Source organism: Kineosporia sp. A_224, assembly GCF_002198655.1.
Classification (GTDB): domain Bacteria; phylum Actinomycetota; class Actinomycetes; order Actinomycetales; family Kineosporiaceae; genus R-H-3.
Genome location: NZ_MWLN01000181.1, coordinates 1 through 26,389, shown reverse-complemented (window position 1 = coordinate 26,389; position 26,389 = coordinate 1). Strand labels below are relative to the sequence as shown.

Genomic DNA, 26,389 nt, shown 5'->3' with positions numbered 1-26,389 from the left:
CACGGGGCGCCGGGCCGGGGCGAAGGTCGCCGGCCCGGTCGGGTCACGGGCCTGCGGGCGGCTCCTGCAGCGTCCGGGCCGCGGCGAGGAACTCGTCCCGCAGGTGGAGCCGCTCGAGCCACGCCCCCGGCAGCGCCCCCAGGCCGTCCCTGGCCCCGAGGAGACCGCCCGCGATCGCACCGTTGGTGTCCGCGTCCCCGCCGAGCCGGACGACGTCCGCGAGCACCTCGGCGAACGGCCGCGGGTCGAGCAGCGCGACGACGGCGAGCGTCAGGGCGGTGAGGACGTACCCGCCGAACCGGGGGAAGGCCTGGTCCGGGCCGAGGGCGACGAGGTCCGGCAGCCGCAGACCGCGCCCGGCGGCGATCGCCGCGAGCACCTCGTCGGTGGCCCGCGCGTCGTGCTGCGGCGGCGTCCCCTGCGCGGTCGGGCCCACCGCGCGGACGACGCCCTCCCCGGCGGCGAGCGCGGCACCGGGTGCCGCGCCGTCGACGAGCGCTGCGGCGACCTCGACGTAGGCGGCGCAGGCGACGGTGCAGCGGGCGTCGTCGTGCGTGATCGCCGAGACGAGCATCGCCTCCCGGGCGCGCAGGCCGACGTCCGGCTGGAAGAGGGCCGTCGGGATGCACCGCATGAGCGAGCCGTTGCCGGCCTGGCCCCGGCCGGCGCCGGCCTGCAGCGGGTCGCCGGACTCGCGGTAGCGCGACAGCCCGCGCTCCGTCGCGCCCCCGACGTCGCGGGGCGTCGTGCCCTCGACGCGGCCGGGCCAGCGCCCCTCGAACCAGTCGAGCATGTGCTCGGCGGCGCAGCGGACGACGACGGCCGACGGGTCCCGCGCCGTGTCGAGGTACGCCAGGAGGACGGCGCGGGTCAGGTCCGTGTCGTCCGTGGGCGCGCCGGCGGGCCAGTCGAAGGCCCCGCCGCCGACGATCTCGCGCAGGCCGTCCGGGTAGCGCTCCCGGACCGCCTGCCAGTCCATGAACTCCAGGGTGGCGCCGAGGCTGTCCCCCGCGTGGACGCCGAGCAGGGCGCCGGCCACCCGGTCGTCGCGGTCGCTCATCCCGGGGCGACCTCGCTGCGCACGTGGAGCCGCACCCGGTCGGTCCGGAACAGGTCGTGCGCGTGCTCGACGGCCAGCCCGGCGGCGGTGAAGGCCGTCCGCTCGACCCGCAGGAGCGGGCGCCCCTCGGCGACGTCGAGCAGCACAGCTGCCTCGGCGTCCGCCGCGACCGGGTCGACGAACTCCTCCGCGGTGGCCGGGGCGTGGCCGAACTCCTTGTGCAGCAGAGCGTAGAGCGAGCCGGTGAGCCGGTGGTCGAGCAGCCCGGGCAGCACCCCGGCCGGGAACCAGGAGCGCTCGAGGGCGACCGGGCGGCGCTGCGCCGACCGCACCCGGGCCACCTCGTGCACCGTCTCCCCGCGCGCCAGCGAGAGCGCCGCGGCGACGTCCGGCGGCGCGGGCACGGTGCGGGCGACGACGACCCGGGCCCCGGCGCGCACGTGCGCCCTGCGCAGCTCGGCGGTGAAGCCCGCCCAGCCGGTGAGCTCGACGTCGATCCGTGGCTCGGCGACGAACGTGCCGCCCTGCCGGCCGGGGCGGCGGGTGATGACCCCGCGTGCCTCGAGCCGGCCGAGCGCCTGGCGCAGCGTCATCCGGCTCACGCCGATCCGCGCCGCGAGCTCGGCCTCGGGCGGCAGCCGGTCCCCGGCGCCGAGCTCGCGCCGTCCGATCGCCGCGACGAGCCACCGCTCGATCTCGACGTGCGCCGGCGCCGCCCCGGTCAGCGCGGGAGCCCTCGGCACCCGCGCTCCGCTCATCGGCACCCCTCCGCTCGTGCTCGCGCCGGGTACCGGGAACAGGCCGTCACGAGGCCTCGAACGGTACCCACCGCGAGCATGAGCGGCTAGGGGTGCGGCATGCGCGGAGGAGCGCGGAGCACGTGGACCATATGAACAACGTGTCAACTCCGGCGGAGGTCCCGGCCCCGGGCACTGCCCGCGCCGACAATGATGTGTGCCCCAGAGTCAGAACGCCGCCATCAACATCCGTCTGGCCCAGCTCGGCCTGCCCCTTCCCGAGGGCTTCGAGAGCACCGAGGCCGCGCGCCTCTCCCGCCCGATCCTCGCCCGCCAGCGCGAGCTCAGCCGCCGGCTCGCCGACCGGCTGTGCGCCGCCGACGGCCGGATCCAGGCCTTCCTCGACGACTACCTCGCCGACACCGGGGAGCAGCCCCGGCTGCCACGCCGCACGCTCGTCCTGGACGAGGCGGGCCTGGCCCGCGACCTGTCCCTGCCGTTCGACGGCGACAGCTTCATCTCGCCCCTGCTCAGCAGCTACCGCCTCGTCAACGGCGTGCTGCACAACCCGGTCAACGACCGGCGGACGACGGCCGGCGTCTTCCACGTCGCCGAGGGCGGCCTGCCCATCCCCGACGACAAGATCGCCGTGCCCAAGCTCGCGTACGCCCGGCTCCTGGCGCGCGCGTTCGAGGCGCCCGAGGTCGACAAGGTCCTGCCGTACACCGCGAACCAGCCCGAGCCCGCGGCGTGCTTCGTCTCGCTGCACCTGCGCCCGCTCGTCTCGCCGGAGGTCCCCGGCTCGGTGCGCGAGAAGCGGATGGAGACCCGGTTCATCGTGCCCGGCGGCCTCGTCGCCAACCTCGACTTCGTCGAGGGCATCTTCGGCAACGGCGGCGACCCGTACCTGCCCGAGAACGACGCCTCGCTCGCCCCCGAGACGTGGACCGGCCACACCGGCTGCGTCATCCTCGCCCCGCACCTGACCCGGGTCACGAAGAAGGAGCTCGGCCTGCCGCACGCCGCCGACGCGACCGACCGGCAGCAGCGCGACGGCATGTGCTGGGAGCAGGACGAAGAGCTCTACAACGGCGGCAAGGCCTTCAAGATCTGCGCCCGGGACGCCCGCGGCGTCATCGTCACGGTCATCGCCGACACCTACTTCGGTTACTGCAAGAAGGAGATCAAGACCCAGATCTCCTACTCCGCCAACCTGTTCGGCAACGCCGAGGAGGAGCACGCGGGCGGTGCGCTGGTGTTCGCCAGCTACAACCTCGGCCAGGACCACACCGAGACCGCGTGCGGGCAGGACTACCTGCTCGCCGACGTGGTGGCCCGCGACCCGGAGCGCTTCGTCGCGCAGCCGGAGGGTCACGCGCTCGACCTGCAGCAGCCGCACATCGTCCTCGTGCCGGGCGGTGCGCACTACTCGCTCGGCACGATGACGGTGACGTGGACCGACCCCGACGCCCACCCCGACGGCGAGCGCCGGTCGATCCCGCTGCGTGCCGACAAGGCCTACCTCAGCCCGAACGGCTACCGCGTCGAGGTCTCCCAGGAGCCGCACGACCGCACGGTCTGGAGCCTCACCGGCACCGTCCCGACCGCGACGTCCTGCCACAAGCCGGCGACGGTCTCCGGCGGCGGCAAGTCGGAGATCTCCAAGGCGATCACCGACGCGTTCATCCCCGGCTCGGCGTTCGTCGCGAACTTCGAGGCGGACATGGACTCGGTCGCGGCGATCCTCGAGCGCGACTTCTCCAAGCGGTTCCTGGACCCGGCCCGCAACGACGTCGACACCCGGTCGGTCCTGTCGCAGGAGCGCTCGATCGGCTCCGTCATCAAGCTGCTCACGCCGTCCCGGTCGGAGTACCGGCCCGACTACAACGCCTGGCTCGAGCGGGTCCCGCCGTACGTCAAGGAGCTCGTCTACGTCGTCAAGCGCTCCTACCGCCCCGAGTGGGGCGACGACTGGCGCAGCCACTTCAGCGTCGCGGCACTCGACGGGCGACCGGGCAACTCGCTGCGGCTGGACGGCGCCAAGGTCACCGTGAACATGCTGCGGGTCGGCTACAACACCGACGGGTCGTGGCGGCTGTTCAGCCTGCGGCACGACTTCGCGCCCGCGGTGAAGGTGCAGACCCAGGACGACATCACCGCCTCGACGGTGGTCCCGGGCAGCATGCTCGGCATGGACCCGGCGCGGTCGTACAAGCTCGTCGAGAACTGCGAGGACCTGCTCTTCCAGCGCCCGGACGACGCGATCCACCGCGGCTACGACAAGCAGGCCGAGCGCGACATCGCCGGCGGCGGCACGTTCCTGTCGAACTTCGCGCCGCTGACCCGGGACGACGCGGTCGTCATGCGGGACGACGCCGTGGCGTTCAGCGCCTTCACCGAGCCGATGGCCGCGATGATCAGCGGCTTCGCCGACGCCCCCGAGGGCACCGGCCCGACGTTCTTCGTCACGTCGGCGAACCCGCGGATCGTCGACGGCAAGCCGTCGAAGAACCCGCGCTACCTCCAGCAGCGCCCGGACCGGACGAACGCCCGGGCCACTGCCGTCGCGGACCTGTCCGCGCGACTCGTGCGCCGGGTGCCGTCGGGCGCGCCGCTGCTGCAGCCGGTCGACGTCGTCGCGGCCGGGCGGCGGAACAACCCGCCGGACGCCGGGGTGCCGCCGCTGTGCGCGTACGGCCCGCTGCACTGGATGGAGCTCCCCGAGCTCTTCATGGAGTTCATCTCGTCGATGACGGGCAAGTCGCCGTCGACGACGGGCGCCGGCTCCGAGGGCGCGCTCACCAAGGGCCCGTTCAACGCGATGCCGGCCGTCATCGACCTCAACGCGTCGTTGCTGTCCTACGTGCTCACCGGGCACGACGGCTGGGTGTCCGCGGCCGGGTACGTCGGGCCGCACGTGCGCGTCGACCACGACTTCTCGCTGCTCGTGCCGGAGCTGTTCTCCCGGATGACCCCGGCCGAGCGGGACGCGCGCCGGCTCCTCGAGGACGGCGCGCTGGAGAAGCTCACGGACTTCGAGCACGAGGGCGTCCACGTCGCCGCGAGCCGGCTCGGCTACCGGATGACCGACCGGCTCGCCACGAAGTACTTCGGCCGGATCTTCCTGCACCCGGAGGTCATCTTCACCCCGGAGATGCTCCGCCCCGAACTCCAGGACGTCGGTGTCTTCGCCGAGTCCGTCGCGACGATCGTCATGACGCACGAGCGGGTCGCGCGGTCGTACTTCAAGGACGGCACCGTCGACCTCGCCGTCCCGCCCCTGCGCGCCCTGCTGGAGATCATGGCCGACGGGCACAGCGCGCAGGGCTGGGGACTGGAGTCGCCGGAGTTCCGCGCCCTGTTCACCCGCGAGTCGGTCCTCGCCTCGGACTGGTACGCGCAGCGGCTGGACGCCAAGCAGGCCGCGGCCGCGGCCCGCGCGGGCGCGGGTCTCGCGGCGATCGAGAAGTTCGTCTCCACCCCGGGCAACGAGGAGCCGACGGCCCGCCTCGACATGCCGGCCCGGGTCGAGGCGGCCCGCGCGGAGGCGGCACGTCTGGCGAGCCCGGAGTTCCGCGAGCAGCTGGTCGGCACCGCCGGCAGCGCCCCGCTGAGCTAGCCACAAAACCCGTCATGCTCACGGCGGATACCGTTCCGAGCCCCGGGAGGGGCCGTGACCGGTACCCGCCGCGAGCATGAGCGGGGTGGTGCGGGTCGTGCGGATCAGCCGAGCTGGGCCATGATCTCGCGCATGAGGCGGGCGGTCTCGGACGGCGTCTTGCCGACCTTGACGCCCGCGGCCTCGAGGGCCTCCTTCTTCGCCTGCGCGGTGCCCGAGGAGCCGGAGACGATGGCGCCGGCGTGGCCCATCGTCTTGCCCTCGGGGGCCGTGAAGCCCGCGACGTAGCCGACGACCGGCTTCGTCACGTGCTCCTTGATGTACGCCGCCGCGCGCTCCTCGGCGTCGCCGCCGATCTCGCCGATCATGACGATCGCCTTGGTCTCGTCGTCCTTCTCGAACGCCTCGAGGCAGTCGATGTGCGTCGTCCCGATGACCGGGTCGCCGCCGATGCCGACGTTCGTCGAGAAGCCGATGTCCCGCAGCTCGTACATGAGCTGGTAGGTCAGCGTGCCGGACTTGCTCACCAGGCCGATCGGGCCGTGCTTGGTGATGTTCGCCGGGATGATGCCGACGTTCGAGCGGCCGGGCGTGATGAGGCCGGGGCAGTTCGGGCCGATGATGCGCGTCGTGCCCTTGTTCTTGGCGTACTGGAAGAAGTTCGCGGTGTCGTGCACCGGGACGCCCTCGGTGATGACGACGACGAGCGGCACGCCCGCGTCGACGGCCTCGTAGACGGCCGACTTCGTGCCCTTGGCCGGCACGAAGATGACCGAGACGTCGGCACCGGTCTGCGCCACGGCCTCCTGCACGGAGTTGAAGACCGGCTTGACGACCCGGTCGTTGAACTCCTGGCCCTTGCCGCCCTTGCCGGGCGTGACGCCGGCGACGATGTTCGTGCCCGAGTTGATCATCCGCTGGGTGTGCTTGCGGCCCTCGGAGCCGGTCATGCCCTGGACGATGACCTTGCTGTCGTGGTTGAGCCAGATCGACATGCTCAGGCCCCCTGTCCCTGGCCGCCGGCGGCCAGCTCGGCCGCCGCGCGGGCAGCACCGTCCATGGTGTCCTCGCGGGTGATGGCGCCCGCGGGCAGGGTCTTCGCGAAGTCGTCGAGGATCTCCTGGCCGAGCTCGGCGTTGTTGCCGTCGAGCCGGACGACGAGCGGCTTGGTCACCGGGGTGCCGTTCTCCTCGAGGATCTTGAAGGCCTGGAGGATGCCGTTGGCCACCGCGTCGCACGCGGTGATGCCACCGAAGACGTTGACGAACACGCTCTTGACCTGCACGTCGCCGAGGATGATCTCGAGCCCGTTCGCCATGACCTCGGCGCTCGCGCCGCCGCCGATGTCGAGGAAGTTCGCGGGCTTGACGCCGCCGAACTCCTCACCGGCGTAGGCGACGACGTCGAGCGTGCTCATGACGAGCCCCGCGCCGTTGCCGATGATGCCGACCTCGCCGTCGAGCTTGACGTAGTTGAGGCCCTTCTCCTTGGCCGCCTGCTCCAGCGGGTCCGCCGCCGCGACGTCCTCGAGGGCCGCGTGGTCGGGGTGCCGGAAGCCGGCGTTCCCGTCGAGCGTGACCTTGCCGTCGAGCGCGATGATCGCGCCGTCCTCGGTCTTCACGAGCGGGTTGACCTCGACGAGCGTCGCGTCCTCGGCCTGGAAGACGCCCCAGAGCTTGACGATCACGTCCGCGACCGCGGCCTTGACGTCGTCCGCGAAGCCCGCCGCGTCGACGATCTCTGCGGCCTTCGCCGCGTCGATGCCGGTGATCGCGTCGACCGGGATCTTCGCGAGGGCGTCCGGGCGCTCGACGGCGAGCTGCTCGATCTCCATGCCGCCCTCCTTGGACGCCATGGCGAGGTACGTGCGGTTGGCCCGGTCGAGGAGCACCGAGAAGTAGTACTCCTCGGCGATCTTCGCGCCCTGGGCCACCATGACGCGGTGGACCGTGTGGCCCTTGATGTCCATGCCGAGGATCTCGCCGGCCTTGGCGGCGGCCTCCTCGGGGCTGTGCGCGAGCTTGACGCCGCCGGCCTTGCCGCGGCCGCCGGTCTTCACCTGGGCCTTGACGACGACGGTGCCGCCGCCGATCGCCTCGGCGCCTGCGCGCGCTTCTTCGGGGGTGGTGGCGACCACGGCGTCAAGCACCGGGACGCCGTGCGCGGCGAACATGTCGCGCGCCTGGTACTCGAACAGGTCCACGTGCCGTCCTCAACGTCGGGGCCGGGAGGGTCGAGGAAACCCTAGCCCCACACAAGGGACGATCTTCGCGCGGTCGGCGTGTGCCCGATCACGTGGCGCCGATCGGCGCCGGACGGCGGGACGAACGGCGGGCCGGACGCGTCGGACGGTACGGACCCGTCAGACGGTCTGACCGACGTTCGCCCGCACCCACTCGACGATGTCGCGCATCGACGCGCCGGGGGTGAAGACCTTCGCGACGCCGATCCGCTCGAGCTCGGGGATGTCGGCCTCGGGGATGATTCCGCCGCCGAAGACGACGATGTCGGCCGCGTCGCGCTCGCGCAGCAGCTCGACGACCCGCTGGAAGAGCGTGAGGTGCGCGCCGGAGAGCACGGACAGGCCCACGGCGTCGGCGTCCTCCTGGACGGCCGCGTCGACGATCTGCTCGGGGGTCTGGTGGAGGCCGGTGTAGACGACCTCCATGCCGGCGTCGCGCAGCGCCCGGGCGACGACCTTCGCACCGCGGTCGTGCCCGTCGAGGCCGGGCTTGGCGACGACGATCCGGACGGGCGCCATGGCTTCCTCCTGAGTGACGTGCGGGCGTGGTCGCAGGGTAGACCAGCCCTGCGGAGGCGCCCCCGGGACGGCGGTCCCCGCCGCCGCCCTCCGGGGCCGCCTGGACGGCCCGGTGCGGCTCCCGGCGGCGGGCCGGACGGCGTCCCCCGGGCGGCCCGAACGGGTCACGCGGCGCCGTTCACCTCAGGATCGGGTCGTCTCACCCGATGAAGTCGGCCAAACCGGGTGATCCTGCCCGGGGTGGGAGGCCCGGTCACCCGGCGTCACGGGTGCCCGGACGGCGGTTCGCCAGCGTGGGGTCTGGCGCGTGGCCGACCTCACACCGCACACTGCGAAAACCGGTGTCGCGCAGGCGCTGCGGGCACCGGGCGACGGACGAGGAGGTCCGATGGCGGCACGACGCGGGCGTGGCCCCGGCACCACCGGCTCCGCCGCGCTCGCCGCCGTCCCGGACCTGACCGGCCCCGAGCGGCCGGCGTCCGGCCCGCAGGCCTCCGTCCGGCACACCGTGCGCGCCCTCGCGGGCGACCTCGGGGCCCTGCTCACCCCGCACGGCCTGCGCGGCGTGGCCCTGGAGGCGTCCTGGGGCGCCGCCCACCTCGCGATGTACCCGTGGGGCCTGCTCCGGGAGCGGCCGCGCGACCACGACCGCTACCACCTGGGCGGTCTCGACCCGGCGGCCCGCGGCATGGTCGTCGGGGACGTCGAGGCGGCCGGGACGCCGATCCTGCTCATCCACGGGATGGTCGACAACCGGGCGATCTTCACCGTGCTGCGGCGCCGGCTGCGCCGCCGCGGCTTCCGCCGGGTGGTCTCCCTGAACTACTCGCCGATGACGAACGACGTCCGGCTCGCGGCGCGCGACCTCTCCGGCGCCGTCGAGGAGCTCGTCGCACGGACCGGCTACGAGCGGATCCACGTCGTCGGCCACAGCCTCGGCGGGCTCATCGCGCGCTACTACGTGCAGCGGCTCGGCGGCGACGAGCGGGTCCACACCCTCGTGACCCTCGGGACGCCGCACGAGGGCACCCTGCCCGCCCGCCTCGTGCCGGTGGAGCTGTGCCGCCAGCTCTCCCCCGGCAGCGACTTCTACGCCGAGCTCGCCGAGCCGGCCCCCGGCTGCCGCACCCGCTTCGTCGCCTACTGGTCCGACCTCGACCAGATGGTCCTGCCCCACGAGAACGGCCGCCTCGAGCACCCGGACCTCGCCGTCCGCAACGTCCTCGTCCGGGGCCGGGGCCACATGTCGATCCCCATCGACGGGGACGTCGTCCACGGCATCTCGACGCTGCTCGGCCAGCTCGACCCCGACGGGACGACGCTGCACGCCGGGGTCACGCCGATCGCCGCTGGCCGCTGATCCGCTGGTCCCAGGCGATCCCCTGGTCTCAGGCGGGGACGGCGGACCGGCGGTGCAGGAGCCGCCACGGCTGCGAGACCAGGACGAACGTCACGAGACCCACGACGAGGCAGGCCGGCCCGAAGCTGGCGCCGAAGGAGAACCCGCCGGCCACAGTGTCCTCGTACTGCACGGTCATCCCCGGGACGAGCGTGACGGCGACGTCCAAGCGGGACGCATGGGCGGCCTCCGCCGTGTCGACGACGACGGTGGTCAGCAGGACCTGCCCCATGAGGAAGAACTGGAGCGCCACGAACCCCGCGGCCACGCCGTAGCCCCAGCGCGGGCCCGTGCGCTCGGGGACGCTGTCGTACGCGAGCGTGCGCAGCGGCCCGACGGCGGCGATCGCCTCCTTGGCACCGACCCGCTGGGTCGCATCCCAGAGGTTCGCGCGCAGCTCCGCGCGCAGCTCGCGGCGGCGCCGCGAGGTGACGCCGCGCAGGCCGAGCCAGAAGTCGTAGCTGCTCACCGCCTCGCCGACCCGGATCTTGTCGACGAACCGGCCGCCGAGCAGCTCCCAGGGCCGGGCGATCGCCAGCACGGTGCCGGCGATGGCAGTGAGGACGAAGACCACGAAGACGACGTCCGAGAAGATGCCGCCGATCTCGACGCTGCCGGACGCCGCCTGCGCCGCGGTGGCGGCGAGAGTGCTGAGAGCGGTGCTCATGTCGGAACCTCCTGGGTGCGCACGGAATCGGTACGGACGGCGGCCACGGCGACGACGAGCGCGTCCCAGGCCTGGCGTGCCCGTACCCGCTCGGCGGCCCCCGCGGCCGTCGGCGTGTAGTACTTGCGGGCCGGCCCCGAGGCCGACCGGACGAGGCGGGCCTCGAGCAGGCCCTGCGACTCGAGCCGGGAGAGCGCCGGGTAGACCGTGCCCTCCGCGAGCTCGGGGAAGCCGAGGCCCTGGAGCCGGACGACGAGCGCGTACCCGTAGTCCTCCTGCTGGGCGCACAGCTCGAGCAGGAGCAGCGAGAGCACCCCTTTGAGCATCTGCGCATCGTGACCGGACATGTCTTGAGATTATGCCTAGTACCTGGCTTTGTCTAGTACCAGGCAATGTTCAGTCCGAGGGCGGTCGGCAAAAGCCGGCAGGCCCGGTCCCCTCGCGGGGACCGGGCCTGCCGGGTGGAACCGGTGGTCAGACGGTCACAGCAGCTGGAACGTCTGGTTGAGCACCTGGCCGCCGAGCACCGACGTCACCGTGACGGTGCCGAGGGAGTTCGCCGACGGGCGCATCCCCGACGGGGTGTTCTTCAGCCGGAAGTCCCAGCTGCACACCCCGAGATCCGCGGCCGGGGTCGCCGAGCCGAGCGTGATCGGCGCGGCACCCGGCTTGTTCCACTTCACCGTGACGGTGTTGTTCGCCGAGCAGTGCTCGGCACCGCCGCGGACCCGCCACTCGGCCCCGCCCGCCTTGTACGTGGCGGTGATGCCTGTGAGGTCGTCGGGGTTGCTGGTCACCGTCACGTCGTCCGTCGACGTCCCGGCCGTGTTGGTCACCGTGAGCCGGAGCACCCAGGTGGACGGGGTCGTCGACGCCGGCACGGTGAACGTCGCGTTCGCCGTCGTCGGGGAGTTCAACGTGATGCCCGTCCCGCTGAACACGGTCCACAGGTACGACGACGCGAACGCCGACTGCGACCCGTTGAGCGTGACGACCGACGTCGGCACGATCCCGATCTGGTCGTCGCCCGCATTGGCCTGCGGCAGGGTCTGACCGGCGGCCACGTGGATGGTCAGCGTCTCGGTGTCCGTGTTGCCGTTGCCGGGCCCGACGACGGTGAGGGTCACCTCGTAGACGCCGTCCTGCGATGCGGTGAACGTCCGCGACAGCAGGCCCGACGGGCTCAGCACCCCGGCCACCGGGTCGCCGTTGCGGGTGACCGTCCAGGTCGACGAGGTCACCGTGCCCTGGGTCGCCGTGGCGTCGAGGTTGAGGGCCTGGTTGATCGGGATGTCCGTCGTCGTCGCCGTGAGGTCGGCGACCACCTGAGCCGACGGCAGGTCGTTGCCGTTGATGATGACGTCGTCGGTGTCGAAGCCACCCTTGTCGGAGGTGACGACGACCTCGGACGGGGGCGCGTCGACGTTGTTCACCGTGAACGTCCTGGCGTTGTTCGAGCCACCGATCGTCGCCACGACGTCCGGGTACGCGGAGAGCTTGAGCGTCGCGCCGCCGTCCCCGCTGTCCGCCTTCACCGTGATGCGCTTGGCGTCGACGTCGTAGATCGCGCTCTCGATGTGGACCTTGTCGCCGAACTGCGCGGGCTCGACGTGGTCGACGGTGTCCGGCGTGTCGGTCGTGTTCGTCACGGCGAGGTCGGTCGGTGGCGTGCCGCTGACCTTGACCCGGGCGAAGTACTTGCCGCCGGTCGCACGCATGACCGTCTGCGAGACGCCGCTGCCGGAGACGACGAGCGTCTGGCCCGACTCGGACTTCGCGAAGATGTCGATGTACTTGTCGCCGGAGCTCCCGGTGTCGCGGTAGCTGGCCTGGGTCACCTGGATCCCGGCCCGGGTCGCGATCTTGCCCTGCACGAAGAACTGGTCGGTCTCGATGCAGTCGTCGGTCGCCGTGTTGTCGGCGCCGAGCGTCGCGTCCGCGCAGAGGTCGGCGGAGCCGGTGAAGGAGCCGGGCGGCCCCTCGATCCGGAAGACGTTGGTGTTGAAGGGGCTGCCGACGACCTCGTGCCCGACGGTGACGTCGCCGAGGTAGCCCGCCGGCGCGGCCGGGGCGATGTCCGGGTCCCACTTGAGGAACGGACCGGGGCGGCTGCCGAGGGTGGTGTCGAAGACGCCGTCCCAGACGAGGCTGCCGACGTCCTCGGTGACGTTGATGCCCTTGACGGCGCCGGCCTCGGCGACCGCGGTGTCCTTGCCGTACGGGTGGGTGACCGTGTACGTCGCGTCGTCGACGAGGCCCGCGGCGCGGACCCGGATGCGACCGAAGCTGATCTGCTGCTTGTCGGCGGGCAGGCCGTCGGCGGAGCCGAAGGCGGCCTCGACCGCCGTGACGAGCAGCGCCTTCTCGCCACCACCGGCGTCGAGGGAGGCCTCGGCCGCGGACCAGAAGGCCTCGTCGGGGAAGTTGTCGGGGAAGCTCACCGGCGACTGCGGGTCCGGGACGTCACCCATGATGCAGTTGGTGTCGCTCGGGTCCAGGCACAGCTCGAGCCGGACGTTGTTCGTGTCCTTGTACCAGAGCGGGAAGCCGTTGTCCTCGTCGATCGGGCCGACCTCCTTGAGGCCGACGGTGTTGGCGTTGTGGGCCGGCGGCGGGGTCACGGCGTAGGCCGCGACGACGCCCGAGCCGGCGAGCGCGAGCACCGCGCCGGCCGCCACGAGCGACCGGCGCCGGGCATCGGCGGGTACGCGCCGCAGCGAGAAGGTGGGCAGCATGGTCATGGAGGTGGTCCCCGTTCCGAGGTGGCGGTCTGGCCGGCGGGACAACGCATCCCGACCGGCGGCCGTCGCCCCGGCCGTGATCCACCCTGCGACCTCCGGCGGGGTCACGGACCCGCCGAACGGTGGAGAAACGGGCCTCCGATAGGGCATGGGACCTGCGACTACTCCATGTGGCCCATCGTGCGGTGGACCCATCGGGGGGATACATTCCCGCACTCTGCGTGATTTCGCGCGAGCGAACTAACGCGTTCGGCGCCACGCGGGCACGTTGCGTGGCGATCGGTCCGGCGGGCATCGCCGCACGACGGCCCGGCACCCCGACCGGGGCACCGGGCCGTCGTCCGACCGGCGGGTGGCTCAGCGCGCCGAGAACACCTGCCGGTCGAGCAGACCGCCGAGCCGCGACCGGACGGTGATCGTCCCGTCGCCGCCGTTGACCGCCCGCTTGCCGGCCGGGGCGTTCCGGAGCCGGAAGTCCCAGCCGCAGACACCGGCCGCCGCCACCGGGACGACGCTGCCGAGCTCCACCTGCGGACCGTTCGGCGGGTTGTAGTAGACGGTCACGAGGTTCTTCTGGCCGCAGTACGTCGAGTCCCCGCGCACCCGCCACTCGTTCGAGCTCGTCCGCCACTGCGCAGAGCCCAGCGTGAGCCCGTCGGGGGCGCTCGTCACCGTGACGCCGTCCGGTGCCGACGCGACCCCGTTGTCGGCGACGACGAGGCTGAGCACGACCGTCACCGGGGCCGCCGGGTCCGGCGCGAGCGGCAGGACGAACGACGGGGTCGCCGTCGTCGCGCCGGTGAGCGCCGGGACGGGGGTCCCCTGCGGGGCGACCGTGTCGATCGCCCACAGGTAGGTCGCGCCGGCCGGGGTGGACGCCCCACCGTCGAGCGTGACGGTCGACAGGGGTTCGACGAGCGTGCGGTCCGCGCCGGCCCTCGCGATCGGCACGACCTGCGGATCGGTCACCTGGAAGGTGATCGACGCCGTGTCGGAGTTCCCGCTGCCCGGGCCGGTGAGGGTCAGGGACACCGTGAACGTGCCGGTCTCGGTCGGGGTGAACGTCCGGGTCGGGCCGGCGCCGGTGAGCAGCGCGGAGACGTCGACGTTGCCGGAGTTCTTCAGGGCCTTCCACTCCGCGGTGACGACGTCACCGGTCGAGGCGCTGCTGTCGACCACGACGCCCTCGCCGAGCCGCAGCGACGTCTTCAGTGCGGTGATCACCGCGTCGACCGCGGTCGGGACGTTGACCCCGCCGACGACGAGGACGTCGTCCGTGTCGAGACCGCCCTTGTCGGACCGGACGACGACCTCGGCCGGCGGCGCCGGCAGCGCGTCGACGGTGAACGTGTGGACGTTGTCGCCGGCGACGGCCAGGGTCGCGCCCGGCTGCCCGACGAGGCTGAGGTTCGCCCCGGGCCCGCCGGACGCCGCCACCACCGTCAGGGTCTGGGCCGTCGCGTCGTACACCGCGCTCGAGACGTGGACGGAGTCCCCGATCTGGTCGGCGTTCAGCGAGCTCGTCGTGTCCGGGGTGTCGGACACGTTGGTCAGGGTGATGGCGGGGACGCCGCCGGCGCCGACCTTGACCCGCGCGAAGTACTCGCCGCCCGACGAGCCGCGCATCGTCGTCGTCACCAGGCCACTGCCGCCGACCGTCAGGGTCTGACCGGGCTCCGACGTCGCGAAGACGTCGAGGTAGAGGTCGCCGCCGGACTCGGTGTACGACGCCTTGGTGATCTGGGCGCCGATCTTCGTCGCGATCTTGCCCTGCACGGTGAACAGGTCGGTCTCGACGCAGTCGTCCCGGGTCTGGTCGCTGGCGCCGAGCGCGATGTCGGCGCACTGGTCGGGCGACGCCGGGAACGAGCCGGCCGGGCCCTCGATGCGGAAGACGTTGGTGCCGTACGGGCTGCCGGTGACCTTGTGCGGGACGGCCGGGTCGCCGAGGTAGCCCTCGGGAGCTGCCGGGGCGTCGTCCGTCCACTTCAGGAACGGCGCCGGCCGGCTGGCGAGCGTCTGGTCGAAGACGCCGTCCCAGACGAGGTTGCCGACATCCTCGGTGACGTTGACGCCGCGCACGGCGTCCTCGGCGACGTGGGTGTCCACGCCGTACGGGTGCGTGACCGTGTACGTGGCGCCCGCCGTCAGGCCCTCGATACGCGTGCGGACCCGGCCGAAGCTCATCTGCTGCTTCGGGGCGGGAAGGCCGTCCGCGCTGCCGAAGGCGGCCTCGACAGCCGTGACGAGCAGGGCGTCGTTGCCGTTGCCGAGGTCGATCGCCGAGTCGCCGACGGACCAGAACGCCTCGTCGGGGAAGTTCGTCGGGAAGACCACCGGGTCACCCGGGTTCGGCAGGTCGCCCATGATGCAGAACTGGTCGTCGGGGTCCGTGCACAGCTCGAGCCGGACGCCGTTCGTGTCCTTGTACCAGATGGGGAACCCGTTGGCCGGGTCGATCGGGCCGACCTTCGCCAGCCCCTTCGTCCCCCCGTCGTGCGCGGGCGGCGGCGCGAGGGCACCGGCCGCGGCCATCCCGGAGCCGACGAGCGCGGCCACCGCGAGGGCAGCCGTGGTGCGCCGGCGGCCGGCCGGCGACGCACCGGGAGCCCGGACGGCGGACAGCAGGAGGCGGCGGTGCCGCCGGTCGTGGACGGCGCGCGTCAGGCGCGCGCGCAGGTCAGCGTTGCGCATGTCAGTAGCTCCCCGAGTGGATCACGCGAAGGCCGGACACTTCGCAGCCCCTGCCACAACGACGGAGAGTCGCCTTCGCTCGACCCCCTGCATCCAGGGTGGTCACCGACAGTGCCGGTCAGGCACCTCCGGACGGAGGATAAGAGACCCCTAAATTGAGGGGGTCGCGGATCCGGGGAACGGTGGATCTCGCCGATGAATGATGACGTGATGTCACGGTAAATCGGGCTGTATCCACGGCCTGCGGAACGCCCTCACGTCAAGGGAATGTCAAGTCGATGGCATGCCAGAGAGCCAACGGGTCGGCCGGATGACTACGCGGCGTGACGAATCGCGGGTGCATTTCACGCCGCGTAGGAGTCAGAGCTTCTCGACGGGTGCGTACCTCAGGAGCAGCCGCTTGACGCCCTGGTCGCGGAAGTCGACCTTCGCGACGGTCTTGTCCCCCGTGCCCTCGACCTCGACGACCGTCCCCATGCCGAACGTGTCGTGGGTGACCCGGTCCCCCGGCTCGAGGTGGACGATCTCCCGGTTGCCCGGCGACCGGACCCCGGGCCGCTCGGCGAGCCGGGCGACCGCGGGCGTGGACGACGGCCGCATCATCGTCGAGTCGGAGCGGCGCCAGTCGAGCAGGTCGCGCGGCACCTCCTCGAGGAAGCGGCTCGCCGGGTTGTAGCTCGGCTGGCCCCAGGCGCTGCGGACGGCGGCGCGCGACACGTAGAGCCGCTCCCGGGCCCGGGTGATCCCGACGTACGCGAGGCGCCGCTCCTCGGCGAGCTCGGCGGGGTCGCCGAGCGAACGCATGTGCGGGAACGTGCCGTCCTCGAGGCCGGTGAGGAAGACGACCGGGAACTCCAGGCCCTTCGCGGTGTGCAGGGTCATGAGCGTGACGACGCCCTGGTCGACCTGGGGGGCGCCGTCCTGCCGCTCCGCGCCGTCCGCGACGGCCTCGTCCGGCACCTCGTCGGAGTCGGCGACGAGCGAGACCTGCTCGAGGAAGTCCGTCAGCGAGCCCTGCGGGTTCGCGGCCTCGTACTCCTGCGCGACGGCGACGAGCTCGGCGAGGTTCTCGATCCGCGACTCGTCCTGCGGGTCGTGGCTCGCGCGCAGCTCCGCGAGGTAGCCGGTCTGCTCGAGCACGGCCTCGAGCACCGTCGCCGGCCCGGAGCCGGCCTCGACGAGGGTGCGCAGCTCCTCGACGAGGGCGTTGAAGCCCTGGATGCACGTGAGCGACCGGGTCGCGATGCCCGGCGCCTCGTCGGCACGCACGAGCGCGGCGTTGAAGGAGATCCGCTCCCGGTCGGCGAGCGCCGCGACGCAGGCCTCGGCGCGGTCGCCGATGCCCCGCTTGGGCACGTTGAGGATCCGCCGCAGGTTGACGGCGTCGTCCGGGTTCGCGAGCACCCGCAGGTAGGCGAGAGCGTCCTTGACCTCGCGGCGCTCGTAGAACCGGGTGCCGCCGACGACCTTGTACGGCAGGCCGACCCGGACGAACACCTCCTCGAGCGCGCGGGACTGCGCGTTCGTCCGGTAGAAGACGGCGACGTCCCCGGGCCGGACGCCCTCGGTGTCGGTGAGCCGGTCGATCTCCTCGGCGATGAACGACGCCTCGTCGTGCTCGTGGTCGGCGACGTAGCCGATGATCTTCGCCCCGGCGCCGGCGCTGGTCCACAGCCGCTTCGGCTTGCGGTCCGGGTTGCGCTCGATGACGGCGTTGGCGGCCGTGAGGATCGTCTGGGTCGAGCGGTAGTTCTGCTCGAGCATGATCGTGCGGGCGCTCGGGTAGTCGTTCTCGAACTCGGCGATGTTGCGGATCGTCGCGCCGCGGAAGGCGTAGATCGACTGGTCGGCGTCGCCGACGACCGTGAGCTCGGCCGGCGGGACGTCCTCCGGGGGCAGCTCGGACGCCGCCCTCGAGCCGTCGGGCCGGACCGGCTCGCCGTCCGCGGTGAACCGCTCGGCCCGCTCGCTCTCGCGCATGACCTGGGACAACGACCCGCCGACGAGCTCGCGGACGAGCACGTACTGGGCGTGGTTGGTGTCCTGGTACTCGTCGACGAGCACGTGCCGGAACCTCCGCCGGTAGTAGGCGGCGACGTCCGGGAAGGCCTGGAGGATGTTGACCGTCGTCATGATGAGGTCGTCGAAGTCCATGGCGTTCGCCTGGCGCAGCCGCTGCTGGTACGCCGTGTACGCCTGGGCGAGGACCTTCTCGGTGCCGGGCCCGTCGGACGCCGTCGCCGCGTAGGTCTCCTCGTCGACGAGCTCGTTCTTGAGGTTGCTCACCTGGTGGCTGAACGAGCGCGGCGGGAACCGCTTGGGGTCGAGGTCGAGCTCGCGGCACACGAGGGACATGAGCCGCTGGCTGTCCGCCGCGTCGTAGATCGAGAAGTTGCTCCGCAGGCCGACCCGGGTCGCCTCCCGGCGCAGGATCCGCACGCACGCCGAGTGGAACGTCGACACCCACATCGTCGCCGCGCGCGGGCCGACGAGCGCAGCGACCCGCTCGCGCATCTCGGCCGCGGCCTTGTTCGTGAACGTGATCGCGAGCACCTGGCCCGGCCGGACGCCGCGCGCCGCGAGCAGGTAGGCGATCCGGTGGGTGAGCACGCGGGTCTTGCCCGAGCCGGCACCGGCGACGATGAGCAGCGGCGACCCGGCGTGCAGGACGGCCTCGCGCTGCTGCGGGTTGAGCCCGTCGAGCAGCTCCTCGGCGCGCTTGGCCCCCGGGGACGGCGCGGACGGCCCGCCGTCGTCCCCCGGCTCGACCGGCACGAGCCCCGGCAGCGGGTGCGCCCCGCGCACCGCGGCGACGGGCGCGCCGGAGCCGCCACGGACCGAGGGCGCGGAGTCGCCGAGGCCGGGCAGAGGCAGGTCGTCGAAGAGCGTGCTCACCGGTTCCACCCTACGGCGCCGACCGGACAGGTGTTCGGATCGTCCACAGGTCGGTCGACGCGTCGTCCACAGCCCGCCCGAGACGCACCCCCGGGCCCCCGGCGAGGGATACGGTCTGCCGCATGACGGACGACGTGACCCAGCGGATGGTCGAGCTCGAGGACGGCGGCGTCCTCGAGGTGCACCTCGTGAACTGGTCGACGACCCCGGACGACGCGCCGGTCGCCGTCGACCTGCACGGGACGCCGTCGTGGGGCCGACCGGCCGGGACCACGCGGGCGGCCGCAGCTGCGCGCGGCGTCCGGCTCGTCGCGCCGACCCGCGCCGGCTACAGCACGTCGTCCCCCGCCCCCGGCCGGGACGTCGCCGCCGTCGCCGCGGACGTCGCCGCCGTCCTCGACGCGCTCGGGGTGGGCCGGGTCGTCGTCATGGGCACCTCCGGCGGCGGCCCGCACGCGCTCGCGACGGCCGCGCTGCTCGGCGACCGGGTCGCCGCGGTGGCCTCGATCGCCGGCGTCGGCCCGTACGGCGCGGACGGTCTCGACTTCCTCGCCGGCATGGGCCAGGACAACATCGACGAGTTCGGCGCCGCGCTCACCGGCGAGGGTGCGCTGCGGTCCTATCTCGAGGAGCAGCGCGCCGGGCTCGCCGACCTCACGCCCGAGCTGCTCGCGCAGAGCTGGTCGTCCCTGCTGCCGCCCGTCGATGTCGCGATCGTCACCGGCTCCGCGCTCGCGGGCGAGCTCGTCGAGAGCATCGAGCACGCGCTCGCCCCCGGCATCCAGGGCTGGCTGGAGGACGACCTCGCCTTCTGCACCGACTGGGGCTTCTCGCTCGACGACCTGCGCTGCCCGGTCTCGGTCTGGCAGGGCGGGGTCGACCTCATGGTCCCCGCCGCGCACGGCGCCTGGCTCGCGCAGCGGATCCCCGCCGCCCGGGCGCACCTGCTCCCCGACGAGGGCCACCTGTCGATCGCCGTCGGCAAGGTCGGCGAGGTCCTCGACGAGCTGCTGCCCAGCCTCTGACCACCCACCCATCCCCAAGTTACTAGCGCGTATGACCCACTTACTGGGTCGTACGCGCTAGTAACTGCAGGGGATGGTCAGTGGAAAGTCATCAGGCTTGCGTCGGGCGATGCAAGGGTTCAGACTTGACGCATGTTCGTCCTCACCGTGGACCAGCGACACAGCCGGCGTACCGTCGACCGGGTCGACGCCGCGCTGGCACGGCTCGAGCACCTCGCCGGGACGCCTGGCGTCCGCCCGCCCGTCCTCACTTTCGAGCGCACGGCGGGGGACGAGTTCCAGGGCGTCCTCGACGACGCGTCGTCGGTCGTCGCGGTCGTCCTCGACCTCGTCCGGCAGGGCGTCTGGCATGTCGGGATCGGGGCCGGCCCCGTCGACGAGCCGCTGCCGCGCTCGACCCGGGCCGCCCACGGAACGGCGTTCACACTCGCCCGGGCGGCCGTCGACGCCGCCAAGCGCAGCCCCGACCACGTCGCCGTCCGCGGGGTGCGCGAGGACGTCGCACACGACGCGGACGGCGTCCTCGGGCTGCTCGCCGCAGCGGTCGCGCGGCGCAGCGGGCCCGCCTGGGAGGCGGTCGACCTCGTGAGCGGCGGGCTCACGGTCAGCGAGGCGGCGGCCAAGCTCGAGGTGTCCCGGCAGGCCGTCGGCCAGCGGCTCGCGGCCGGGCTGTGGCCGCAGGAGCGGGCCGCCCGGCCGGCCGCCGCGCGGCTGCTCGACGAGGCCGCCCGGGGCTGACCCCGCGACATGCACCCGGCAGGTGCCGTCAGTGCAGCAGTGCCCAGCCCGCGCCCGCGCAGGCGACCGCCCACAGGACGCTGCCGAAGGTGCCGATGATGAAGCGCTCGGCGGCGGCCGGTGCCCGCAGCTCGGGGTAGCGGCCCAGGCCCTTGACGGCGAGCACGACCGCGACCCCCTCGGGCCAGCCGAGGAGCACGGACGACGTCACGGCGAGCCGCTCGAGGACGCCGATCCACGCCCCGCCGTGCAGCAGCGTCGGGTCGGCCGGGCTCGGGGTGCCGGGGGCCGCGCCGGGGTTGGTCGCCAGGCGGAGCAGCGCCGTGGCGACCGGCCCGCCCGCGGTCGCGCCGGCGAGGACGGCGAGCGCGACGGCAGCCTCCGCGACCCACCCGGTGACCGCCGGTGCGACCCAGGCGAGCGCGCCGGCCGTTCCGAGGAGCACGACGGCGACGACGAGGGCGATGAGCGCCCGGGCCCGCTTGCGGCGCACGGGCGGCAGCTCGCGGTACAGGCCGAGCGCCAGCGCGGACACGGCCGCGAGGAGCAGGAGCGAGGCGACGGTCACGGGAGCAGTCTGCCGCGACCGTCCGACGGCCCGCGATCTTGTGGCGTACCGCAGAACACCTGAACGCCCGCCGAGCGCGGCGTGTCGGTCATGGGAGCGCTCTTGTGACGACCGGGGGTACGGGCGGCTGCAACCTCCGGCAACCCTCGTCGTCCGGCGGGCCGGTCGGCAGGGTGGGGTGGCAGCCCGGGGTTGGTCGGTCCCCGGGGGTTACGTCGCGTCGTGTCCCGGGTCACACTGGTGCTCCCCTCGAGGTGGAGGTGACGCCCGGTGCAGGCCGCGCGGCTGGAGAGCGCCGTGCCCGTGGGCACCGACCCGCGGGCGCACGCGCGCACGCTGTCGCGCCTGCACGACGCCGCCGTCGCGGGCGCCCGCACCCCCGGCCGACGGGTGCCGGGCGCGCCGCGACCGGTCATCGAGGACTCGTGGCGCCGGGTGCAGACGAGCGGCCTCGACCCGGACGGTCACGGCAGCGCGCCGGAGCCGCTGGGCCGCGAGGACCTCGAGGCCCGCCGCGAGGCGAGCGGGTTCCTGCCTGCGCTGCAGACCCTGCGCGGCGGGCTCGTGAGCATCGCCGACGAGGCGCTGCACATCATGGTCGTCGTCGACGCGGGCGGCCGGATCCTCTGGCGGGACGGCAGCAGCGCCGTCCGCCGCCGGGCCGACGGCCTCGGGTTCGTCGAGGGCGCGGCGTGGGACGAGGGCGCCGTCGGCACGAACGCGATCGGGACCGCGCTCGTCGCGCGGCGTCCGGTCCAGGTCTACTCGGCGGAGCACTACGTGCGGTCCCACCACTCGTGGACGTGCGCGGCGGCCCCTGTCCACGACCCGCGGACCGGACGGCTGCTCGGCGTCGTCGACGTGAGCGGGCCGGCCGCCACCGTGCACGCGAGCACCCTCGCGCTGGTCGACGCCGTGGCCCGGCTCGCCGAGCAGCGCCTGCACACCGAGCACCAGGCCGAGCTGGTGCGGCTGCGCGCGGTCGCCGCGCCGATGCTCGCCCGGATCGAGGGCCGGGCCCTCGTCACCGACCGGCACGGCTGGCTCGCCGCCGCGGCGGGCGTCGCCCCGGTCGACCGGGTGCTGCTCCCCGACAAGGTCGACGACGAGCGCACCTGGCTGCCGTCGTTCGGCCCCTGCCGGCTCGAGCCGGTCCCGGGCGGCTGGCTGGTCCGGATCGAGGACGGCGCACCGGCCGGCGCGCCCGCCACGACGACCGTGGTCCTCGACGTCCGCGGCACGCGGCAGTGGCGCCTGGTCATCGACGGCCCGAGCGGCGCGTGGGAGCAATCGCTGAGCCCCCGGCACGCCGAGCTGCTCCTGCTGCTCGCGGCCCACCCCGAGGGCCGGACGGCGAGCGAGCTCGCGCACGACCTCTTCGCCGACTCCGCGCGGACCGTCACGGTGCGCGCCGAGCTCTCCCGGCTGCGCCGAAACCTCGGCGGCGTGCTCGACCACAAGCCGTACCGGTTCGCCGAGTGGGTCGACCTCGACATCCGCTGGCCGCGGCGGCCGCAGGACCTTCTCGCCTTCTCGTCGTCCCCGGGCGTGCGCCGGCTGCGCGCCGCGCGCGCCGACGGCGCGGCCGAGGGTGCGGCGGACGAGGGCTGACGCAGGCTGCCGGCATGTCCTACCCACCCGTGCGCTACCAGGGCGTCCGCGGCGAGACGACCGCGTGGCTGCGCCCGCACGACGCGCCGCGCGACGTCGACAACGCCGCCGGCGGCGGCGCGGCCTACCTCGCGACGGCCGCCGCCACCGGCGGCGCGTTCGGTCTCTACCGCTGGGACATGGGCCCGGGGCCCAGCGGCCCCGGCCCGCACTTCCACCGGTCGCTCACCGAGTCCTTCTACGTGCTCGCCGGCACGGTCCGGCTCTTCGACGGCGGGCGCTGGCTCGACGCGGTCCCGGGCGACTTCCTGCACGTGCCGATCGGCGGCGTCCACGCGTTCCGCAACGAGTCCGGCGAGCCCGCGTCGATGCTCCTGCTCTTCACGCCGGGGGCACCGCGCGAGGAGTACTTCGAGGTGCTCGCGGACGCCGCCCGGCGCGAGGCGATGACGGACGACGAGCGGCTCGACTTCTTCCTGCGGCACGACAACCACTGGCTCTGAGCGGTCGCCCGGCCCGATGTCACACCCGACGCCGCCGGATCGTCCTGGTGCCATGACATCTCCGGGGAAGATCGCGGTCGCCGGCGGCACCGGCCTCGTCGGGCGGCTCGTCGTGGCGGCACTGCGCGAGCGCGGGGACGAGCCGGTCGTGCTCGCCCGCTCGACCGGCGTCGACCTGACGACCGGGGCCGGCCTGGGCGCCGCGCTCGACGGGTGCACCGCGGTCGTCGACGTCTCGAACGTCACGACGACGCGGCGCGCCGTCGCGGAGGGGTTCTTCGACGCCGCGACGACGCACCTCGTGGCCGCGGCGCGCCGGGCCGGTGCCGGTCACCTCGTCGTCCTCTCGATCGTCGGCATCGACGACGTCGACCTCGGCTACTACGCGGGCAAGCGCCGGCAGGAGCAGGTCGTCCGCGCCGGCGCCGTGCCGTGGACCGTCCTGCGGGCCACCCAGTTCCACGAGTTCGCCGGGCAGTACGCCGGCGGCGTCCGCGGACCCGTCCTCGCCGTCCCGTCGATGCTCAGCAGACCCGTTGCGGCGCAGGAGGTCGCGGCCCGCCTCGCCGACCTCGTCGCTGCCGGTCCCGGCGGCGACGCGCCCCCGTTCGCCGGCCCGCGGACGATGCACCTGGCCGACATGGTGCGCGGCTACCTGCGTGCGACCGGACGGCGCGCGCTCGTCATGCCGGTGCGGCTGCCGGGGGCCGCGGGGCGGGCCGCGGCCCGCGGTGCGCTCGTGCCGGCCGCACCCTTCGACGCCGGGACGCGCACGTTCGAGGAGTACCTGGCGGCGCTCGGGGAGACGCAGCGGCTGCGGGCGGCGCGATGACGTCCGAGCCGCGCACCGAGGAGCTCGCCCGGGCCTGGGCCGCGCAGCGCGGCCGGCTCGCCGGGGTCGCGTACGCCGTCCTCGGCAGCCGCGCCGAGGCCGAGGACGTCGTCGCCGACTGCTGGCTCTCGCTCGTCGCGGCCGACGCCCGCGACCCGGTCCGGGACGTCGAGGCGTGGGCCACGGTCGCCGTCGCCCGGCGCGCGCTCGACGTCCTGCGCTCGGCCCGGGTCCGGCGGGAGGCCTACGTCGGGCCGTGGCTGCCCGAGCCGATCGTCGGCGGCGACCCGGCGGCCGCCGCGCCCGACCCGGCCGACCGGGTCACGCTCGACGAGCGGGTCAGCTACGCGCTCATGGTCGTCCTGGAGGCGCTGACCCCCGCCGAGCGCACGGCGTGGGTGCTCCACGACCTGTTCGGGCTGCCCTTCCCTGCCGTCGCCCAGGCGGTCGGGCGGACGCCGGCCGCCGTCCGCCAGCTCGCCGTCCGGGCCCGTGCGCACGTGGCGTCGGGCGCGGCCCGGGTCGAGGTGGACCGCCGGGAGCAGCGCCGGGTCGCCGAGGCGTTCCTCGCCGCGGCGGGCGGCGGCGACCTCGCCGCGCTCGTCGCCGTCCTCGACCCGGACGCCGTCCTCACGAGCGACGGCGGCGGGGTCGTCAGCGCGGCCCGGCGCCCGGTGCGCGGTGCCGACGACGTGGCCCGGTTCGTGCTGGGGATCGGCCGCAAGGCCCGGGCGGGGGACGTCGTGCGCCCCGCGACCGTCAACGGCGGGCCGGGCTTCGTCGCGACCCGGGACGGCGTCACCTTCCTCGTGGCCGCGCTCACCGTCGGGGGCGGCCGGGTGACCCGGGTCGACCTCGTCCTCGCCCCGGACAAGCTGCCCCGGTAGTGCCCCGGTAGTGCCCCGGTAGCCGGCCACGCCCGGCGGTGGCGCCGGACCGGCGTCCCCGGGCCGTCGCCGCATACAGTGCCCTCGTGCCTCTCAGCGACTCCGACGTCTCCCGCATCCTCTGCGTCGCCGCCCACCCGGACGACCTCGACTTCGGTGCCGCGGGCACCTCGGCCGGCTGGACGTCGTCCGGCCTCGCCGTGACCTACCTGCTGTGCACCCGTGGCGACCAGGGCGGGTTCGACGACACCCCGCGCGAGGAGATGCCGCGCATCCGCGAGGCCGAGCAGCGCGCGGCCGCCGCGGCGGTCGGCGTCGAGGACGTCCGCTTCCTCGACGGCTACCGGGACGGCTGGCTCGACCCGACGCACGAGCTGCAGCGCGACATCGTCCGGGTGATCCGGCAGGTCCGGCCCGAGCGGATGCTCATCCAGTCCCCCGAGCGCAACTGGGCCCGGATCGGGGCCAGCCACCCGGACCACCTCGCCGCCGGCGAGGCGTCGATCCGCGCCATCTACCCGGCGGCCCGCAACCCGTTCGCCTACCCCGAGCTCCTCGACGACGAGGGCCTGGAGCCGTGGACGGTCAAGGAGGTCTGGCTCATGGCCGACCCGTCGCCGGACCACTTCGTCGACATCACCGACACCTTCGGCCGCAAGCTGGAGGCGCTCGACGCGCACAAGAGCCAGACGAGCCACCACGACGACCTCGAGGCGATGCTCCGCAGCTGGGGGGCCTTCACGGCCGAGGCCGCGGGACTGCCCGCGGGCCGGCTCGCCGAGGCGTTCCGGATCGTCACGACCGGCTGAGCCCCCGCGTCATCAGATCGTCATGCGACTGTCGCCAGGGTGTCCACGGAAGGCCTGGACCAGGCGACGGACGACGACGGAACGAGGCTCGGACCGGTGGACACCACCACAGCAGACAGGCAGCAGCGGGGACCGGCTCGGTCCCGGAGCAGGCGCACCCGGGTCGCGGCCGGGGCGACGACGGCAGCGGTCGCGGCCGCGCTCGTCTGGACGACCTCGACCCTCGCCGACGCCGCACCAGGGCGCGCCGCGGCCCCGGCCGTGGTCACGACCACCGGCGCGCGGCTGCTGCCGGTCTCCGGCGTGACCCTGAGCGGGACGTCCTCACGGCGCTCCGTCACGGCGCTGCGGGTGCTCGACCAGTCCGGCAGCGCGGACGACTGGGCGCGGTACCAGGAGTACGGCGGGCACTCCGCCGGCACCGCCTACGACGGGTACCTCGACCTGCGTCCCGAGAGCGGGACCGTCGATCCCTCGGCGAGGCTGACCCTCGTGGTCGGGTACCGCGGCCCCGCCGCCGAGCAGCAGCGCTGGACCTGGTCCCTGGAGGACAGGAACGACCGGTCCTGGGTGCAGGTCGCCAGCAACGCCGGGGTGCCGGGCTGGGGAGCCTGGCGGCGGCTGGAGTTCGCGGTGCCGGGTACCGCCGCGCGGTTCGTCTCCTCGAACGGCTCCGTCCGGGTCCGCCTGACCTCCTCCAACGCCGTGGACGACGCCGACCTCGACTACCTGGCCCTCGTGCCGTCCGGTGACGGCACCGGCCCGACCTCGACCCCGACCTCCGGGTCCACGGCCACCTCCCCGCCGCCCACCTCCGGGGGCACCGCCTCCCCGAGCACCACC

At 73.8% G+C, this 26,389-nt stretch carries 21 protein-coding genes; 10 read left to right on the top strand and 11 right to left on the bottom strand.

From position 1 onward, the window contains the following. Positions 1–43: 43 nt before the first annotated feature. Both EDJALFJO_RS18595 and EDJALFJO_RS18590 read right to left on the bottom strand, forming a co-directional pair. Positions 44–1,060 (bottom strand): ADP-ribosylglycohydrolase family protein, encoded by a 1,017-nt coding sequence (locus EDJALFJO_RS18595; RefSeq protein ID WP_088287811.1) that lies wholly within the window; start codon positions 1,058–1,060, stop codon positions 44–46. Further along, entirely contained in the window at positions 1,057–1,818 is a 762-nt protein-coding gene (locus tag EDJALFJO_RS18590) for a GntR family transcriptional regulator (protein ID WP_143448651.1), read from the bottom strand. Before EDJALFJO_RS18590 ends, EDJALFJO_RS18595 begins: the two co-directional genes overlap by 4 nt. Positions 1,819–2,014: 196 nt before the next feature. On the opposite strand from EDJALFJO_RS18590, the gene EDJALFJO_RS18585 reads away from it, so the two are divergent. Further along, entirely contained in the window at positions 2,015–5,416 is a 3,402-nt protein-coding gene (locus tag EDJALFJO_RS18585) for a hypothetical protein (protein WP_088287809.1), read from the top strand. Between the two features lie 104 nt (positions 5,417–5,520). Here EDJALFJO_RS18585 and sucD read toward each other — a convergent pair whose 3' ends face one another. From sucD to EDJALFJO_RS18570, 3 genes are all read right to left on the bottom strand, one after another. Further along, positions 5,521–6,411, bottom strand: a complete 891-nt coding sequence (sucD, locus tag EDJALFJO_RS18580; RefSeq protein ID WP_088287808.1) for a succinate--CoA ligase subunit alpha — start codon at positions 6,409–6,411, stop codon at positions 5,521–5,523. A gap of 2 nt (positions 6,412–6,413) precedes the next feature. Further along, entirely contained in the window at positions 6,414–7,619 is a 1,206-nt protein-coding gene (sucC, locus tag EDJALFJO_RS18575; RefSeq protein ID WP_088287807.1) for an ADP-forming succinate--CoA ligase subunit beta, read from the bottom strand. A gap of 159 nt (positions 7,620–7,778) precedes the next feature. Then, entirely contained in the window at positions 7,779–8,177 is a 399-nt protein-coding gene (locus EDJALFJO_RS18570) for a cobalamin B12-binding domain-containing protein (protein WP_088287806.1), read from the bottom strand. Between the two features lie 388 nt (positions 8,178–8,565). Between EDJALFJO_RS18570 and EDJALFJO_RS18565 the strand changes: the two genes are divergently transcribed. Continuing rightward, positions 8,566–9,537, top strand: coding sequence for an alpha/beta fold hydrolase (locus tag EDJALFJO_RS18565; RefSeq protein WP_088287805.1), 972 nt, complete (start codon positions 8,566–8,568; stop codon positions 9,535–9,537). Positions 9,538–9,565: 28 nt separating this feature from the next. Here the strand turns inward: EDJALFJO_RS18565 and EDJALFJO_RS18560 are convergent, their stop codons facing one another. From EDJALFJO_RS18560 to pcrA, 5 genes are all read right to left on the bottom strand, one after another. Beyond that, on the bottom strand, positions 9,566–10,243 hold the full coding sequence (locus tag EDJALFJO_RS18560) for a hypothetical protein (protein ID WP_088287804.1): 678 nt from the start codon (positions 10,241–10,243) through the stop codon (positions 9,566–9,568). After that, on the bottom strand, positions 10,240–10,590 hold the full coding sequence (locus EDJALFJO_RS18555; protein ID WP_088287803.1) for a PadR family transcriptional regulator: 351 nt from the start codon (positions 10,588–10,590) through the stop codon (positions 10,240–10,242). The genes EDJALFJO_RS18560 and EDJALFJO_RS18555 overlap by 4 nt, the downstream gene beginning before the upstream one ends. 135 nt (positions 10,591–10,725) lie before the next feature. Beyond that, positions 10,726–12,984, bottom strand: a complete 2,259-nt coding sequence (locus EDJALFJO_RS18550) for a hypothetical protein (protein WP_088287802.1) — start codon at positions 12,982–12,984, stop codon at positions 10,726–10,728. Between the two features lie 357 nt (positions 12,985–13,341). Then, entirely contained in the window at positions 13,342–15,678 is a 2,337-nt protein-coding gene (locus tag EDJALFJO_RS18545) for a hypothetical protein (RefSeq protein ID WP_088287801.1), read from the bottom strand. A gap of 360 nt (positions 15,679–16,038) precedes the next feature. Further along, positions 16,039–18,573, bottom strand: coding sequence for a DNA helicase PcrA (pcrA, locus tag EDJALFJO_RS18540; RefSeq protein ID WP_088287844.1), 2,535 nt, complete (start codon positions 18,571–18,573; stop codon positions 16,039–16,041). 122 nt (positions 18,574–18,695) lie between these two features. Between pcrA and EDJALFJO_RS18535 the strand changes: the two genes are divergently transcribed. Together EDJALFJO_RS18535 and EDJALFJO_RS18530 are read left to right on the top strand one after the other, a co-directional pair. Further along, complete coding sequence (locus EDJALFJO_RS18535; RefSeq protein WP_198950431.1) at positions 18,696–19,598, top strand: alpha/beta fold hydrolase; 903 nt, start codon at positions 18,696–18,698, stop codon at positions 19,596–19,598. Positions 19,599–19,730: 132 nt separating this feature from the next. After that, complete coding sequence (locus EDJALFJO_RS18530; protein WP_088287800.1) at positions 19,731–20,336, top strand: hypothetical protein; 606 nt, start codon at positions 19,731–19,733, stop codon at positions 20,334–20,336. Positions 20,337–20,364: 28 nt separating this feature from the next. Here EDJALFJO_RS18530 and EDJALFJO_RS18525 read toward each other — a convergent pair whose 3' ends face one another. Then, the gene (locus EDJALFJO_RS18525; RefSeq protein ID WP_088287799.1) at positions 20,365–20,904 is read right to left on the bottom strand and encodes a hypothetical protein; all 540 of its coding nucleotides are present in this window, start codon (positions 20,902–20,904) and stop codon (positions 20,365–20,367) included. A gap of 270 nt (positions 20,905–21,174) precedes the next feature. On the opposite strand from EDJALFJO_RS18525, the gene EDJALFJO_RS18520 reads away from it, so the two are divergent. The 6 genes from EDJALFJO_RS18520 to EDJALFJO_RS18495 all read left to right on the top strand — a co-directional run. Continuing rightward, positions 21,175–22,515: a GAF domain-containing protein gene (locus EDJALFJO_RS18520; RefSeq protein WP_198950430.1), complete on the top strand. Its 1,341-nt coding sequence runs from the start codon at positions 21,175–21,177 to the stop codon at positions 22,513–22,515. A gap of 14 nt (positions 22,516–22,529) precedes the next feature. Beyond that, positions 22,530–23,018: a cupin domain-containing protein gene (locus EDJALFJO_RS18515; RefSeq protein WP_088287798.1), complete on the top strand. Its 489-nt coding sequence runs from the start codon at positions 22,530–22,532 to the stop codon at positions 23,016–23,018. Between the two features lie 52 nt (positions 23,019–23,070). Then, complete coding sequence (locus tag EDJALFJO_RS18510) at positions 23,071–23,850, top strand: SDR family oxidoreductase (RefSeq protein ID WP_088287797.1); 780 nt, start codon at positions 23,071–23,073, stop codon at positions 23,848–23,850. Continuing rightward, complete coding sequence (sigJ, locus tag EDJALFJO_RS18505; protein WP_088287796.1) at positions 23,847–24,737, top strand: RNA polymerase sigma factor SigJ; 891 nt, start codon at positions 23,847–23,849, stop codon at positions 24,735–24,737. The genes EDJALFJO_RS18510 and sigJ overlap by 4 nt, the downstream gene beginning before the upstream one ends. A gap of 86 nt (positions 24,738–24,823) precedes the next feature. Further along, positions 24,824–25,546, top strand: coding sequence for a PIG-L deacetylase family protein (locus EDJALFJO_RS18500; RefSeq protein ID WP_198950429.1), 723 nt, complete (start codon positions 24,824–24,826; stop codon positions 25,544–25,546). 96 nt (positions 25,547–25,642) lie between these two features. After that, a partial coding sequence (locus EDJALFJO_RS18495) for a hypothetical protein (protein WP_158220480.1) occupies positions 25,643–26,389 on the top strand: 747 nt, incomplete at its 3' end.

Coding starts and splice junctions, on each gene's coding strand:
- sucD (WP_088287808.1), bottom strand. CDS start 6,411: ATGTCGATCTGGCTCAACCACGACAGCAAGGTCATCGTCCAGGGCATG.
- EDJALFJO_RS18530 (WP_088287800.1), top strand. CDS start 19,731: ATGTTCGTCCTCACCGTGGACCAGCGACACAGCCGGCGTACCGTCGAC.
- EDJALFJO_RS18545 (WP_088287801.1), bottom strand. CDS start 15,678: ATGCGCAACGCTGACCTGCGCGCGCGCCTGACGCGCGCCGTCCACGAC.
- EDJALFJO_RS18560 (WP_088287804.1), bottom strand. CDS start 10,243: ATGAGCACCGCTCTCAGCACTCTCGCCGCCACCGCGGCGCAGGCGGCG.
- EDJALFJO_RS18555 (WP_088287803.1), bottom strand. CDS start 10,590: ATGTCCGGTCACGATGCGCAGATGCTCAAAGGGGTGCTCTCGCTGCTC.
- EDJALFJO_RS18590 (WP_143448651.1), bottom strand. CDS start 1,818: ATGAGCGGAGCGCGGGTGCCGAGGGCTCCCGCGCTGACCGGGGCGGCG.
- EDJALFJO_RS18535 (WP_198950431.1), top strand. CDS start 18,696: ATGACGGACGACGTGACCCAGCGGATGGTCGAGCTCGAGGACGGCGGC.
- EDJALFJO_RS18595 (WP_088287811.1), bottom strand. CDS start 1,060: ATGAGCGACCGCGACGACCGGGTGGCCGGCGCCCTGCTCGGCGTCCAC.
- EDJALFJO_RS18515 (WP_088287798.1), top strand. CDS start 22,530: ATGTCCTACCCACCCGTGCGCTACCAGGGCGTCCGCGGCGAGACGACC.
- EDJALFJO_RS18570 (WP_088287806.1), bottom strand. CDS start 8,177: ATGGCGCCCGTCCGGATCGTCGTCGCCAAGCCCGGCCTCGACGGGCAC.
- EDJALFJO_RS18510 (WP_088287797.1), top strand. CDS start 23,071: ATGACATCTCCGGGGAAGATCGCGGTCGCCGGCGGCACCGGCCTCGTC.
- EDJALFJO_RS18550 (WP_088287802.1), bottom strand. CDS start 12,984: ATGACCATGCTGCCCACCTTCTCGCTGCGGCGCGTACCCGCCGATGCC.
- EDJALFJO_RS18565 (WP_088287805.1), top strand. CDS start 8,566: ATGGCGGCACGACGCGGGCGTGGCCCCGGCACCACCGGCTCCGCCGCG.
- sigJ (WP_088287796.1), top strand. CDS start 23,847: ATGACGTCCGAGCCGCGCACCGAGGAGCTCGCCCGGGCCTGGGCCGCG.